This window comes from Steroidobacter flavus (assembly GCF_042651805.1).
GTDB classification, from domain to species: Bacteria; Pseudomonadota; Gammaproteobacteria; order Steroidobacterales; family Steroidobacteraceae; genus Steroidobacter; species Steroidobacter flavus.
In genome coordinates this window covers 1,046,492-1,060,863 of record NZ_JBHSDU010000015.1, presented here as the reverse complement: position 1 = coordinate 1,060,863, position 14,372 = coordinate 1,046,492, and the positions used below count along the sequence as shown (strand labels likewise).

Sequence of the window (14,372 nt, the reverse complement as noted above, 5' to 3'; positions counted from 1 at the left end):
GATGATGACGAGTCGAATGTTTCGTAGTTTTGTAACGGCCGGCGTGATGGTTGCGCTGTCGGCCTGCGCCATCGGGCCCGACTTCAAACGTCCGGACGCGCCGACGACCAGCCGCTACACGGCGGTGGCCGATCCAACCCAACGCATCATCTATGGCGAGACGCCGCCCAACGATTGGTGGACGGTGTTTCAGAACGATGAGTTGAACCGGATCATGCAGCAGGCGAAGGAGGGGAGCTTCACGCTCGCCGCGGCCCGCTCGTCGTTGGCTCAAGCGGAAGAATTGCTGGCGGCACGCAGCGGCACGCGCTTGCCGAAAGTGAATCTGACCGGTGGCACCGGCCGCCAGCAGATGGGCGCCCAAGCGCTCGGTGATTTCCACCTGCCGACGTTTACTTACTACGCTATTGGCGCCGATGTTCGCTACACGCTCGACTACACCGGCGGCGTCGCTCGCTCGATCGAGCAACAGCAGGCGCTGACCGAGTATTACCAGCGCGAGCTCGACGCTGCGTGGTTGTCGCTCACCGGCAATGTGGCCGTTCAGTATTTCACCATCGTGTTCACGCAGGCGCAGATCCAGGCGCTCGAGGACCTGCTGGCTGAAGATCGAACCAATCTCGATCTGGTGACTCGCGCGCAGAAGGCCGGCATCGTGACCAAGGTGGACGAGCTGAGCGCACGATCGCAGCTGGCTCAGGATGCGACGTTGCTACCGCCGCTGCGCCAGCAATTGGATACGGCGCGACATGCGCTCGCGGTGTTGTTGGGCAAGGCGCCCGCTGATTGGGCCGATTCACAAACGAAGTTCGCTTCGGCGAGCGATCTGCGACTGCCGGATCAGTTGCCGGTGAGCTTGCCGTCCGAGCTCGTGCGGCGTCGGCCGGATATCCTGTCGGCCGAGGCGCAGTTGCATGCGGCGACGGCTGCGGTCGGAGTGGCCACCGCAAACCTTTATCCGCAGATCACGCTGTCCGGGAACGTGGGCATGCAGTCCACGAGCACCGGACGATTGTTCGATGCTTCGAGTCTCGCGTGGGGCGTCATTGGCGGCATTACGGCGCCGTTGTTCGACGGCGGTACATTACGGGCTGAGCGTCGCGCAGCGTTGCAGGCGGTGCAGGTGAGCGCCGCGAACTATCAGCAGACCGTGCTGGAATCGTTCGGGCAAGTCGCGAACTTACTGCAAGCGGCTCGACATGACGAAGAGCTGTTGGTGTCGCAGACCGAAGCGGTGGAGACGGCGAACTCCAGCGTAGATCTGGCTCGCAGAAGTTACAGCGCGGGCAACGTCGGCGTGCTGACGGTGCTCGATGCCGAACGTCAGCGCTTGCAGGCGCGGCTTGGACTGCTGGATGCGCAATCCAAGCGCTTCGTGAATACCGCCCAACTGTTGCTTGCGGTGGGTGGCTCGAATCTGAGCGGCGGCTAAATCGAAGTCAGCCGCGCTTCTAGCAGATCGATCTCACGCACCAGCTTTCGCACGGTTTCTTCGGGCAGCTGCCTCGCGCGCACGAGGCGAAACAGCTCGTCGCGCTCTGCTCGTAGGCCCGCGAGCCGCAGCTGACGTTCGATCTCGCCGATCAGCCGCATCTTCTCCGCTTCCTCGGCGCTGTGAGGTTGGCTGGTGATGCGTGCACGGTACACGTCCATGATCTTCGCGCCGGTGTCCGCATAGAGATCGACGTCGTCGCGGTTCCGGCTCAACTCGTGTTGGGCATGCTCGATGGCTTTGATGGCCGCTTCCGCAGCCGCCACTCGCGCGGCGTCCTCTTGTTCGTCATGCGCTGGCTCGGGCGGAATTTGCAGACCGCCGAGCAGGAACGGCAGGCCGATCGTGGCGGCGACCAGTGAGCTGAGAATGACACCTGCGGCGAGGAAGATCGCGAGATCGCGGGCCGGGAAGGGCGAGCCATCGGGTAGCAGCAATGGCAGCGTCAGCACACCGGCGAGCGTGATCGCGCCTCGGACACCCGCGAGCGACGTGGCTGCGACCAATCGCCAGCTCGGGCGCTTGGCCTGCGTTCCTGACGATCTCGATGCGCGAAACAGCGTCAGGCGCAACGATACCCAGACCCAGATGAAGCGAAGCGCGGCGAGCGCCGCATTGATCGCGACGACATACACGATGAGCCACAGCGGATCGTGATGTCCCGCGTCTTGCACGACCCGCGCCGCGCCCTCGATGAGCTTGGGCATTTGCTCGCCGAGCAGAACGAAGATGACGCCGTTGACCGCGAATTGAATCGTGTCCCACACGCCGGTACGACGCATACGCGTGGTGGCGAGCGCTCGGCCGGTCAATTCGGCATAGCTCATCGTGATGCCTGCGGCGACGGCGGCAAGAATGCCCGAGCAGTGCAGATGTTCCGCCAGCAGGTAGGCGCCGAAAGGAATGAGCAGGCTGATCAGAATCTGCGAGCCGGTGTCCTCGCCGAGCCGGCGTGCCATCCAGTCCTTGATGCGCGTGATCGCCCACGTGACGACCACGCCGATGACGATGCCGCCGAGCGCCAGCCACAGGAACGTGCCCACTGCGGCGAGCGGCGAAAACAATCCTGTCATGGTCGCCGCGACGGCGAAGCGCATGCAGACCAGGCCCGACGCGTCGTTGAGCAACGATTCGCCTTCGAGAATGTGGAGCAGTCGTTTGGGGATCGGTGCGCGGGAGGAGAGTGCCGAGACCGCGACCGGATCGGTCGGCGAGACGACGGCAGCCAGCGCGAACGCGACCGGCAACGGCATGGCCGGGATCATCCAATTGATCAGAAATCCCAGGCCGACCACGGTGAAGATCACCAGGCCGACGGCCAGTTCAAGAATGGTGTCCTTGTCGCGGAACAGGCCTTCTTTGGGAATGCGCCAGCCATCGAGGAACAGCAGCGGCGGCAGGAACAGCAGGAAGAACACGTCGGGGTCGAGCTCCACCGGTGCTTTCGCGACCAGTGCGATCAATGCACCGAGCGCGATCTGCACGATAGGCAGCGGCACCGACCAGGGCAGGCCGCGTTGCAGCCAGCCGCTCATGACTACTGCCAGGAGCAAGAACAAGGTGACGGTAATGCTTTCCAACCCGTGACTCCGAACGAAGGCGACTCAATCCGTTATTGTGACAGTCTCATGAACCTCGCACAAAGTAGGACTTGCGTCCTACCTCGCTGTGAGGGGTGTTCAGGAAAATGCCACGGTCATCTGTTCAGACCGTTGTTTGTTCAATGTTCCGCATCGGACAGCTCGCGATTGCCGGCCCTGCGCTGACTCCACGCCACACCTGCGTGGAGGCTCTGGATTATTTTTCAGGCAACCCGAGCTACGACATGTTGCCCATCGTCAGCGAGGATCGGCCGGTCGGGCTGATTACGCGCCACGTCCTGTTGGAACGCTTCTCGCGACCCTTCCAGCACGAGCTGTTCGGTAACAAAAGCTGCTCGCTGTTCATGGACAAGAAGCCGCTGCTGGTCGACGAGGACGATTCGATTACGACCGTGGGCGCCGTTGCAGCCAGCGATTCACGCCGGGCGTTGCAGGATGGCGTGATCGTCACATCGAAGGGCAAGTATTCGGGCACCTGCAGCGGGCCGACGATCATGCAAGTGCTCGCCGACATGCAGGTGGAGCGCAGTCGTCAAGTTCTGGAGGGGGTGCGTTACGCAAGTCGCATCCAACGCGCATTCCTGCACACCTCGAACGAAAATCTCGCCGAGCATCTGCCGCAGCATCAGGTTTTCTGGGAGCCCCGAGACATGGTCGGTGGCGACTATTACTTCTGTCGCGGCGACCAGGATCGCGTGTTCGTCGCCGTGCTCGATTGCACCGGTCATGGCGTTCCCGGGGCGCTGATGACCATGATCATGTCTGCGAATCTCGAAGCGTCGATCGCGGAAGTGGACTCCTGGGATCCGAGCGCATTGCTCGCAAATATCAATCGACGGACCCGTGCCGCGCTGGGACAGCGGCAACGTGCGCAGTTCGACGGCTCGGCCAGCGAATGCTCCGACGATGGCATGGACGCGTCGCTGGTACTGATCGATCGACGCAAAGGGCGGCTGCAATTCGCCGGTGCGCGATTGCCGGTGTTTGTGTCATACGCCGGTCATGATTCATGGGTCTGCTTGCCTGCCGGTCGTCCGGGCGTTGGTTATGCGGACACGCCCGACGATACGGAATGGCCCATCAGCGAGACGCCGCTGGAGAAGGGCATGCGGGTCGCTCTCGCCACGGACGGGCTGTTCGATCAAATCGGTGAAGCGCGGGCCATCGCTTACGGCAAAGCGCGGTTCGCTCAGTCCTTGGGTGCGGCCTCTGGAGCGGGGCTGCGAGATAACTTCGAAGAAACGTTGTCACGTTATCGGCAGTGGCAGGGATCACAGTCACGCCGTGACGATGCGACGCTAGTGATGTTTGAGGTTTAGATGAGTTCCAACGTTGCACAGCGGATGATGCCGGAATCGTCCGAACGAGAAATCTTCAGTTACTCCGGCGCTGTGAGTGCCGGCATCGTCGGCGCCACCGGAGAAACATTGCGCGCCCGGCTGGCTGCGCTGAACGCGGACAGCCACCGCGCGAGAAAAGTCTTCTCGAGTTTCGTCGAGCTGGCCTACAACATCATTCATCATGGCGAGCCCGAAGGGGCGCGCGATGTGAAGATCGTCCGCTGCGGATCGGTCGCCGTGTGGCAGGAAGAGCAGCGTTATCATTTACGCTCGCGCAGTCTCATTTCAGCTGACAACGCGCCGCCGATCGCGCAGCGGCTGCAAACATTGCGAGATCTGGCGCCGGAACAAATCCGCTTCGAATTCCGTTTGCGACTGACCAATTTGCAGTACAGCTCAGACGCCAGTCCCAGCGGCGGCGCGGGCCTGGGGCTGCTCACCATCGCCCGCAACGCGGCCGAGCCCATCGATTTCGAGCTGGTCCCGGTGCCGTCTCACGACGGCCGACTGCAGCTCACCATTCATACCGTCGTTCAGTAGCAGGAGAGAGCAATGGAGCGTCTGACTCTTCCCGCCACCCAGTTCACGCCGTTGGTGGACTTCGACTACGCCCGCCGGGCCTTCGTCCTGCAAGGCGAGTCGTATCCGGAGAATGCCGCGGAGTTCTATGGGCCGATCCTGTCGGCGGTCCGTCAATATATGAGCAATTCCCAGTCCGGCAAGACCACGGTCACTTTGCAGTTTGCATACGTCAACAGTTCGAGCACCCGCAGCTTGCAGCAGTTGCTCACATTGCTCGACTCGGCGGCACGTGACGGTGCCAGCATCGATGTGCGCTGGCTGGTCGAGGCTGACGACGACGCCATGGCCGAGCTCGGCGTCGATCTGTTGAGCGATAAGAGCTCATTGAGTTACGAGATCGTCAATACCCCGCTGTCATAGAACGGCAATACCTCGACTTTAGGATGGTTGGCTCCCATCGTGCCCTGTGGCACTGTCCAGGCGTATTGCCATTCATTTCTCTATGACCTCACATAAAATGCGCTCCGCTCCTATCGCTGTCGCGGTGCTGCTGGCGATCGGCAGTATCGGTAACGTCCTGGCCGCCGAAGACGCGGCTAAATCTCAAGCTCAGACTCAAGGCCTGGGCGGTCCGGAGATCCCCGGCGTTTGTTTGCTGAGCCGTCAGGCGATTTTCGCCAACGCCGAAGTGGGCAAGTCCGCTTCCGCGCAGATCGCCAAACTGACGGAAGAATCGCAGACGGAGTTCGAGGGGCAGCGCAAGCCGTTGGAAGACGAGGCGCGCAAGCTCGAAGGTGAGAAGGCACTGATGCCGGCGGCAAAGTACACCGAGCAACAGCAATCGCTGGCCCGCCGTTGGGGCGAGCTGCAGAAGAAGGCCGATCATCGCACTCGTGAGATCGAGGCGACCCGGCAGAAGGCGATCGACCGCATCTCCACCGAGGCCCAGCCGGTGCTGGCCGACGTGTACAAGGAGCGCAAATGCGGGTTGCTGTTGGATCGCGGTGTCGCGCTCGGCGGCAACATGAATGGCGATCTGACCGCGGCCGTCGTCAAGGCGCTGGACGCGAAGATCAAGACCATTCCGGTCCAGCGCGAGATTCTGCCGATGACGCCGGTGGCGTCGAGCGGCCGCTAATGCTTGGCGTCGCCGGACGGTTGATCCGATCCGGCGACGATGCTGGCCTGGCGGGCCAGAAACCACCACTTGCCGTCCTGAAATAAAAACATATTGGTATAGCGCCGCTGGAACGGCTGGCTGCCGAAGGTCTTGAAGTCGCGACTGCCCGGTGCGGCCACAACTACCTCGTGCCCCAACAGCACGCCGATATTTCCTGTGATGCGCACTGCCTCGGGGATTCGCTCAAACTTTTCCTTGGCGATGGCGCCGGTCTGCACCGATTCCAGCAGCATCTCTTTGGTCACCACGCGGCCGTTCGGTCCGTTGATGAGCAGGTTGGGATGGCACAGGCGCGCGAGTTCGTCGGTTTTTCCCTCGAACACCAGTCGCCGCTGTTCCTGATCGGCGGCCCGTAACGAAGCTTCAGTGGCGGCGGCCTGCGTCTCGGCGCTCGCCGGAGCAAACATTCCCTGTGTCGCCACGGCCAGCACGGCCAGCAGGCTCATCATACGCATCGACGGCTCTCCCAACGCCCAGCGATTGTTGTCGGCGATCAGTCTAGCGCGGCCGATTCTTGCGTGGCTCCATGAAGCTTCTGTGACAAGCGTCGAATGTGCTTGTCAGGAATTTGTCAGGGCATAGAATGCGCCCTCATTTCTCGGGGCGCGTGACAATGCAGGGATCGAATCGTGCGTCGTGCTCGGCAATCGCACTGTGGCTGATGTGTTTTGTTTCTCATGCGACGCTCGCGCAATCCGACCCCTTCATCATCGGCGGAGCGAAGGGCGCCCGGCCGGCCGTTTGTCCGCGACCGGTGGCTCACCTCGCGCGTCAGGAACTGGCCGCACTCGCGCCGGACCGCAAGCACCAGTATCTCAGCGAAGAGCGGCACCGCCTGCTGCTCAATCTTGAAATCGCCTTCACCGAATATGACGACGCGTCGTTGGAGCAGGCGCTGCGAGAGATGGCGGCCGACCGCGGCTTCTTCGAGGCGCAGCGGCGCATGGAAGAGGTCTCCATTCTCGAAGTGCAACTGGTGCTGGCGAGATGGCGGCATGACGTCGAGGGGCTGTCGGCCGGCCGCCGGCGCTTCGAGAGTCTGGCTTCGACCGTGTCCCGCTCGGATGTGAGCTCGTGGTTGACGCGTCGTCGGACGTTGATCGATCTGCTGGTGTGGGAGTCTTTGGAAGGATCGAAGTCACAACGCAGCGCTCTGCTGCGCGATATCGACAGGAGCGTGGCGGAGGTCCTGCAGATTGCCAGGGAAAGCGACTCCGCGGAGTCGATCCGGGACTTCGAGTTACGACGCAGGATGGTCGGTCTGTGGCGCGCGGTCCTCGACGAGGACGCGCTCAGGCTGGCTCCGCTGCTCGATGAATACCGCAAGGAAGTCGACGAGAGTCGTTCCGCAACGGAGCGCCTCGACGCTGCGATTTCTGCGCTCGACGCACTGCTGCAGTACGCCTCGATTGCACGCGACGCCAGCGGTGTGCGAGCCGTGGAGGAAGCGCAGCGGCGAATCGCCGAAGCACAGTCGTTGCTTGCCAAGGCGGAGGCGGAAGTCCTGCCGACCGCATCCCGTGCCCTGTCGCGCTACAGTGGTGTCTGGGCTCTGAGCCCCGCCAGGGATTTTTGTGTCATTCGTGCTGAGCTGGACGAGAGCCGGGCGCACGCAATCATTCTCATGCAATCGCTGCGCGGGGACGATGTAACGCCCGACCTCGCAGCGTTGCAGGAAGCGATCGCGACCTTGAACCGCGTCAACAAAGCGATGTCACAACAGCCGAAGTTCAAGCAGTCAGTCTCGGTGGACCTGTGGCTCGCGGTGGCCTACCGGCTGATGGCGACGACAGCAGCCGGACCGCAGAAACAAGACTGGCTGGAGCGGGCGGAACGAGCCCTGACGGCAGGCACTCAACGAGCTGCTGAATGCTTTTGTGGCTCGCTCCGCGAGCGTATCGAGAAGGAACGTTCCGAGTTGATGCGGCTCAAGTCGTAGGCCGCATCGGTCCGGCGAATGTTTATTGCATCGCGTCTCGGTACTGACCGTAGCGGGGCTTCAAAGCATTCCCTTACGGAGTCGCTGCAAATGTTACCCGTCACAAAAGAATCATGACGGGCGCGGAAGATTCTGGAATCTGGTACGCAGTCGCTGCGCGCCGAGTCATCTACGGTGCCGCGTCCGCTGCTGGTCTGTTACATGAACCTCTCGTCATCGACCTCGAATTCGATATCGACGCGCCCCATGACCGGGCTCGGGGTCGCGCTTGCCCTGACTTTGATGTTGCTCGCGGGACTGGTCGGCAGCGTGATCAGTCTGGTCTCGCAGTTGAACGATGTGCGGACACGCGCGCTGCGCATGGAACAGGTGCGAGGTCGGATCGCGCTGCTGGATGAGATTCTTCGAACTTCGGTGCGGCTCGCAGCCGCCACCGGCGAGCCCGGGGCGGAAGCTCGCTATCGGGAACAACAACGCCTGTTGCGGGCGACGATCGTTGAAGCGAAGCAGTTGGCCGATCGCACGACGTTTCAGGAGATCATTGCGGCCACGGAGCAGGCCAACGCCAACATCGAGATGATGGAGGATCGCGCGTTCCGATACATCGGGGAGCAGAGGTTGGCGGAAGCGCGTGCCATCCTGTTCATGGCGCGCTATCAGGTACATCACGACAGGGCAGCGAAGCTGCTCGCGGCACTTGATCGTGAACTGGAGCGGGCCGTCGTAGCTTCGGTGGAGCGTACCCAACGTCAGGTGCGGTGGATCATCGGCATCTGCGTGGCCGCGTTGCCCATCATTCTGATCTGCTGGTACATCGCTCTGCGCGCGATGTATCGCTGGCGTGCGACGTTGATTCGTAATCAGCTCGTGGCGGAAGAAGCGAATCGAGCCAAGAGTCAGTTCCTCGCCAACATGAGCCACGAGATTCGCACGCCTATGAACGGCGTGCTCGGGCTGTCCGAACTGCTGCTGGATACGCCGCTGTCCGGGGATCAGCGTGAGCTGGCGCGGACGATTCATAGCAGCGGACGCGCGCTGTTGACGGTCATCAACGACATCCTCGACTTCTCGAAGATGGAAGCGAACAAGCTGGTCCTCAATCCCGCGGATTTCGATTTGAGGGGTTTGGTCGGCGAGATCGTTCAAGTAGCGAGCGTGGCGGCGCAGGCAAAGCAGCTGGTCATCCAGTCGCAGGTTGATGAACAGTTGCCCGTGCGTGTGCGCGCGGATGCGGATCGAATCAGGCAGATCCTGCTGAACCTCGTCAGCAATGCGGTGAAGTTCACGGACCGGGGATCGGTGGCGGTGCGCATCCAGCTGTTGGCGGAGAGCAGTGAAGCGCTGCGGATTCAATGTGAGATCGAGGACACGGGCGTAGGGATCGCGGCGGATCAAGTGCCCGCGTTGTTTCAGCCCTTCAGCCAGGTGGACGGCTCCGATACGCGGCGCCATGGCGGGACCGGGCTGGGCCTGTCGATCGTCAAACGGCTGGTGGAGCTGATGGGCGGGCAGGTCGGCGTGACCAGCGTGCCGGGACGAGGCTCGACGTTCTGGTTCACGGCGCAAGTGCTCCGGGCAGCGAGCCCAGTCGAACGCCCGGTCGAAGTCACGAAACCCGACAGCGCGGTGGCTCAGTCATCGGTCGGTCGGATCCTGGTGGTCGACGACAACGAGGTCAATCGCAAAGTCGCCCGGCGCATGCTGGAGCGAATGGGTTTCGAAGTGATCACAGCGGCGGACGGCGCGGAAGCCTTAGCCGTATGGGAGCAGGGCGGGCTGGCCTTGATCCTGATGGATTGTCAGATGCCCGTGCTCGACGGGTACGCGGCGACAGCTGAGATCCGCAAGCGCGAGCCGGCGGGCCAGCGGATTCCCATCGTTGCTTTGACAGCGCATGCCATGAAGGACGCTCAGGAAGCCTGCTCCGCTGCGGGAATGGATGAATATCTCGCCAAACCGTTGGAACGTGCCGCGCTGGCGGCGATGTTAGATCGCTATCTGACGCGCGCCGCCGCCCCAAAACCGTCTGCGCCGCCGCCGGCCGCGCCCAAATGGGGCTGGACCGCTGCTGAAACGTCGTCATCTATGGGTGAGTAAGTTTCATGAGGCGTGCGAATGATGGATCGCGAGGCGGGCGAACAATTGCCGGAGGGCGAGCGTAAAACAACTGCAACGTTGACTCGTTCCAATGTCGACTCTGCAACGGCCAGGATGGACGCGCAAGGGAGCGAGGCATTGGGGATCACAGACGTGCCGGCCGGCACGACGCGAGGAGCGGCGAAGATCCTCGTGATCGACGATGACAAGAAGCATTGCCGGCTGCTGACAGGATATCTCGAGCTCTCCGGCTACGAGGTGACCGCGGTCCAGGATGGCTGGCTCGGGGTGGGGAAGGTGAGCGCCGAGCCCTGGGACCTGGTCATTCTCGATGTCATGTTGCCGAGAATGGACGGCTTCGAGGTGCTGAAGCGCATTCGCGCTCACTCGGCAGTTCCGGTGCTGATGTTGACTGCGCGCGGCGACGAGTCGGATCGCATCGTCGGCCTGGAGATCGGCGCCGACGAATATGTGCCGAAGACGTTCTCGTCGCGTGAGCTGCTGGCACGGATCAAGGCGTTGCTTCGTCGCTCACAAATGTCCGCCATGCAGACCGATGGCTGGCGCTCGGACGGCTCGCTGGTGGTGGGCGATCTGCGCCTGTCGCCACAATCGCACGAAGCGTTTCTGGCCAGCCAGCACCTGCCGTTGACGCCGATCGAGTTCGGCATCCTGCTGTGCCTGGCGCGAGTCAGCGGCACAGTGAAGAAGCGTGACGATCTGATCGAAGAGGTGCGCTCGCAGGGCAAGTTCCAGCTGCACAACCGTTCCATCGACGTGCACATCTCCACGCTGCGCCGGAAGCTCGGCGATCAGGCGGAGGAGCCGCGCTATATAAAAACAGTCCGGGGCATCGGTTATATGCTCATTGCTCCTCAGCACTCGACCGGGTCATGAGACTGCGGCTGCCGTTGTACGGCAAGTTCCTGATCTGGCTGGTCGCGAACATCCTGCTGGTGATCGGCGCGGTGTTCCTGGGCTTTGCCGATCGCCACACCTTCGGTTGGAACATCATGCTCACGCACGGGACGCGCGAGCGGCTGCAAGGGCTGGCGGGCAATCTGGCCGGCGATGTCGGTCCGCTGATCGCGCGCGAGCTGAAAATCGATCTGCAACGTTACGACGCCGAACGCGGGCTGCGCTTCGGTATCTATCTCGGCGATGGCCGGCGGGTGGCAGGGGCGGAGCATCCGTTGCCCACCGAGGTGAGCGACGAGCTGCGACGAACGGATGTGCTGATGCTCGCGGCCATTCCCGGGCCGCTGCGTAACAATCTTGATGCGCTGGCTAACGGTGCTCTGACTCCACTGGTGCTGCCAGCCTGGCCGCCGCTGGATGCCGGCGAGCTGCGACGACAGCAGTTCGTTCTGCATGCCGCCGAGCGTTGGTGGGTGGGCATCCGTGCGCCCATGCCGAATCAGGAAGGGGCGCTGGTGCCTGTCACGATCCTGTTGGATACAACGAGTCTGCCGCGGCTGGCATTGTTTCTAGGCGTGACACCATGGCTGACTATCGCGGCGGTGCTGGTGCTGGCGTCCATCCTTTTCTGGTTGCCCCTGCTTTGGTCGCTGTCGCATGCGATGACCAAGATTCTGCGTGCTGTCGAGCGCATCGCCGACGGACATTTCGAAGCACGCAGCGGCATCGCTCGTGGCGACGAGCTGGGGCGGGTGGCGCAAGCCGTCGATACCGTCGGCGGACGATTGGAGAACTTCGTCAACAGCCAGCGACATTTCCTCGCCGACATCGCGCATGAAGTGCGCTCGCCGCTGGGTCGCATGCAATTGGGGCTGGGCATTCTCGAACAGCATCTACCGCCCTCGGCGGCGCAGACGTTCAGCGAAGTGTATGAAGAGGCCCAGGTGATGACCGAGCTCATCAACGAGCTGCTGGCGTTCTCGCGCGCGGGTGTCGGCGATTCGCGGTTGCCGGCACTGTCCATGTCGCTGAAAGGTCTGGTGCTCGAGGCGGTCCAGCGGGAGGACGCGCGCGAGCGGGTGCTCGTCACTGTGCCGGAGTCGTTGCAGGTCCGCGTGAACACGTCGTTGCTGGTGCGGGCGGTCGGCAATCTGATCCGCAACGCCTTGCGTTACGCTGGTACCGACGCGGGCCCCATCGAAGTCATCGCGCATCCTGTGGATATGATGATTGCCTTGCGAGTGATGGATCGCGGCCCCGGCGTGCCGGAGCTGGCGCTGCTCAAGCTGGGCGATCCGTTTTATCGACCGGAGGTGGCCCGGAGTCGCAGCAGCGGCGGCATCGGCCTGGGACTGGCCACTGTGAGAAATTGTGTGTCGGCCTGCCGGGGCAAAGTGATATTCAGAAATCGCGAGGGCGGCGGTTTCGAAGCCGAGATACAGTTGCCGATGCCGGAAGCCTGATTTCTGCCGATGCATGGCAGCTGCGCACAATCTTAAGGCCGTGTAAAGACAGGCTCCGTGAGCGCATTTTGCCGGCGTTGCGTAACAACAGAAGAAACAATCACTTGTTATAACGCGGGCATAACATATTAAGCCGGCATTAAGACGTCGGCCGCTGTCACAAATTCGTCAAAACGCGCACCGATAGTCCGCGCCACTACACAACGACAAAGTCGTGATTGCGGACATCCATGCGGGCACTCAGCGCGCGGCCACGGGCCGCCACACTCTTTATATGCATCCTCTGGTCGGGATTGCATGCGAGCGGCAACGCCTGGGCGCAGGCGGCGCAGCTCGATATTTGGGAATATTACGTTTCGGGTAACACCGTGCTGGAACCCGAAGCGATCGCGCAGGCGTGCGCGCCGTTTCTGGGCGCGGGCCGCACGGCGGACGATGTCGATCGAGCCCGGGCCGCGCTCGAAGCGGCCTATCGCGAACGCGGCTACAAGACCGTTGGCGTGTCGATTCCTCAGCAGACCGTCAAAGACGGCGTGGTGCGGTTGCAAGTGGTCGAGAGCCGCGTCGGACAGCTCAATGTCGTCGGCTCGAAGTATCACTCGCTGGAACGGATCAAGGATCAGGTGCCGTCGCTGGCCGAAGGTGAGGTGCCGAACTTCAGTGCGGTGGAGCGCGACATCGTCGCCGTCAATCAGCAGGCGGATCGACGCGTCACCCCGGCGCTGAAGGCCGGCGCGACGCCGGGCACGGTCGATGTCGATCTGGTGGTCGACGATGACCTGCCGCTGCATGGCTCGCTGGAGCTCAACAACCGCCAGAGTCAGGACACGAGCGAGCTGCGCGCGGTCGCGAGTCTGCAGTACGACAACCTCTGGCAGCGTGGGCACAGCCTCTCGCTGTCGAGTCAGGTCGCGCCCGAGCAGATGGACGACGCGAAAGTGTTCTACGGCTCGTACCTGGCGCGCTTCTCCGAGAGCTCGTTCAGCCTCATGTTGAACGCATTGCGCACGGACAGCGATGTTTCCACCGTCGGCGGCACCGATGTGATCGGCAACGGCACCGTCATCGGGTTGCGCGGTATCTGGGCGTTCCCGGCCAGCGAGCGTTTCTACAGCTCGGTGAGCTTCGGCGTCGAATACAAACGTTTCAAGAATCGAGTCTCGCTCGACGACGACAGCTTCACCACGCCGGTCGAGTACTACCCGTTCTCGTTCGGTTACACGGGCGTGCTGCGCTCGGGGGCCGCGACCACGCAGTTCGATCTCGGCACTCGCTTCGCGTTCTCCGGTTGGGGCAGCGATAACGAGGTGTTCGGTTTGAACCGGGCCTTCGCACGCGGCCAGCAGTTCTCGATGCGCGCCAGTGTCGATCACAGACAGCCCTTGTTCGCAGGTATCGAAGGACGGCTCGCGCTCGGCGGTCAGATCACCGATCAGCCTCTGATCAGCAATGAGCAATTCAGCGCCGGCGGTTTCGACAGCGTCCGCGGTTATCTCGAAGCCGAAGCGCTGGGCGATTCCGGCTGGAACGCGACGCTGGAGCTGCGCAGCCCGTCGCTGATCGGCCCCAACGATTTCATCGACGACCTGCGGGTCTACACATTCGTCGACGCCGCGCACTTGCGCCTGCGCGATGCATTGCCCGAGCAAGAGGATGCGTACTCGCTCGGCAGCAGCGGCCTGGGCGTCGATCTGCGGCTGTGGCGTCAATTCAACGGCTCGTTCATCTGGGCGCGTGCGCTGCGTGACGGGCCCGCCAGCGAATCGGGCGACAGCCGCTGGCTGTTCCGCACCTGGGCCAGCTTCTAGCGTCATGTGAGT

12 protein-coding genes are annotated in these 14,372 nt (G+C 62.6%); 10 read left to right on the top strand and 2 right to left on the bottom strand.

Features of this window, described 5'->3' with window-relative positions; translation table 11 throughout:
- The first annotated feature begins 1 nt into the window (after position 1).
- Positions 2-1,432: an efflux transporter outer membrane subunit gene (locus ACFPN2_RS32340; RefSeq protein WP_380604461.1), complete on the top strand. Its 1,431-nt coding sequence runs from the start codon at positions 2-4 to the stop codon at positions 1,430-1,432.
- Here ACFPN2_RS32340 and ACFPN2_RS32335 read toward each other — a convergent pair.
- Complete coding sequence (locus tag ACFPN2_RS32335; protein WP_380604459.1) at positions 1,429-3,072, bottom strand: Na+/H+ antiporter; 1,644 nt, start codon at positions 3,070-3,072, stop codon at positions 1,429-1,431. The two genes, ACFPN2_RS32340 and ACFPN2_RS32335, sit on opposite strands and share 4 nt — an antisense overlap.
- A gap of 143 nt (positions 3,073-3,215) precedes the next feature.
- Between ACFPN2_RS32335 and ACFPN2_RS32330 the strand changes: the two genes are divergently transcribed.
- The 4 genes from ACFPN2_RS32330 (at position 3,216) to ACFPN2_RS32315 (ending at position 6,093) form a co-directional block, all read left to right on the top strand.
- Positions 3,216-4,412: a SpoIIE family protein phosphatase gene (locus ACFPN2_RS32330; RefSeq protein ID WP_380604457.1), complete on the top strand. Its 1,197-nt coding sequence runs from the start codon at positions 3,216-3,218 to the stop codon at positions 4,410-4,412.
- Positions 4,413-4,973: a SiaB family protein kinase gene (locus ACFPN2_RS32325; RefSeq protein WP_380604455.1), complete on the top strand. Its 561-nt coding sequence runs from the start codon at positions 4,413-4,415 to the stop codon at positions 4,971-4,973.
- 12 nt (positions 4,974-4,985) lie between these two features.
- Entirely contained in the window at positions 4,986-5,375 is a 390-nt protein-coding gene (locus tag ACFPN2_RS32320; RefSeq protein WP_380604453.1) for a DUF1987 domain-containing protein, read from the top strand.
- Positions 5,376-5,457: 82 nt separating this feature from the next.
- Positions 5,458-6,093 carry an OmpH/Skp family outer membrane protein gene (locus ACFPN2_RS32315; protein ID WP_380604451.1) on the top strand — a complete coding sequence of 212 codons (636 nt, stop codon included), beginning with the start codon at positions 5,458-5,460 and terminating at the stop codon, positions 6,091-6,093.
- Here the strand turns inward: ACFPN2_RS32315 and ACFPN2_RS32310 are convergent.
- On the bottom strand, positions 6,090-6,584 hold the full coding sequence (locus tag ACFPN2_RS32310; RefSeq protein ID WP_380604449.1) for a nuclear transport factor 2 family protein: 495 nt from the start codon (positions 6,582-6,584) through the stop codon (positions 6,090-6,092). The two genes, ACFPN2_RS32315 and ACFPN2_RS32310, sit on opposite strands and share 4 nt — an antisense overlap.
- A gap of 164 nt (positions 6,585-6,748) precedes the next feature.
- On the opposite strand from ACFPN2_RS32310, the gene ACFPN2_RS32305 reads away from it, so the two are divergent.
- The 5 genes from ACFPN2_RS32305 to ACFPN2_RS32285 all read left to right on the top strand — a co-directional run bounded on the left by ACFPN2_RS32305 (position 6,749) and on the right by ACFPN2_RS32285 (position 14,360).
- Positions 6,749-8,074, top strand: a complete 1,326-nt coding sequence (locus tag ACFPN2_RS32305; RefSeq protein WP_380604447.1) for a hypothetical protein — start codon at positions 6,749-6,751, stop codon at positions 8,072-8,074.
- 201 nt (positions 8,075-8,275) lie between these two features.
- Complete coding sequence (locus ACFPN2_RS32300) at positions 8,276-10,171, top strand: ATP-binding protein (protein ID WP_380604445.1); 1,896 nt, start codon at positions 8,276-8,278, stop codon at positions 10,169-10,171.
- A gap of 18 nt (positions 10,172-10,189) precedes the next feature.
- On the top strand, positions 10,190-11,068 hold the full coding sequence (locus tag ACFPN2_RS32295) for a response regulator transcription factor (protein WP_380604443.1): 879 nt from the start codon (positions 10,190-10,192) through the stop codon (positions 11,066-11,068).
- Positions 11,065-12,552, top strand: a complete 1,488-nt coding sequence (locus ACFPN2_RS32290) for a sensor histidine kinase (RefSeq protein WP_380604441.1) — start codon at positions 11,065-11,067, stop codon at positions 12,550-12,552. Before ACFPN2_RS32295 ends, ACFPN2_RS32290 begins: the two co-directional genes overlap by 4 nt.
- Before the next feature lie 230 nt (positions 12,553-12,782).
- A complete protein-coding gene (locus tag ACFPN2_RS32285) occupies positions 12,783-14,360 on the top strand; it encodes a ShlB/FhaC/HecB family hemolysin secretion/activation protein (RefSeq protein WP_380604439.1) in 1,578 nt (525 codons plus the stop codon).
- Positions 14,361-14,372: the final 12 nt, after the last annotated feature.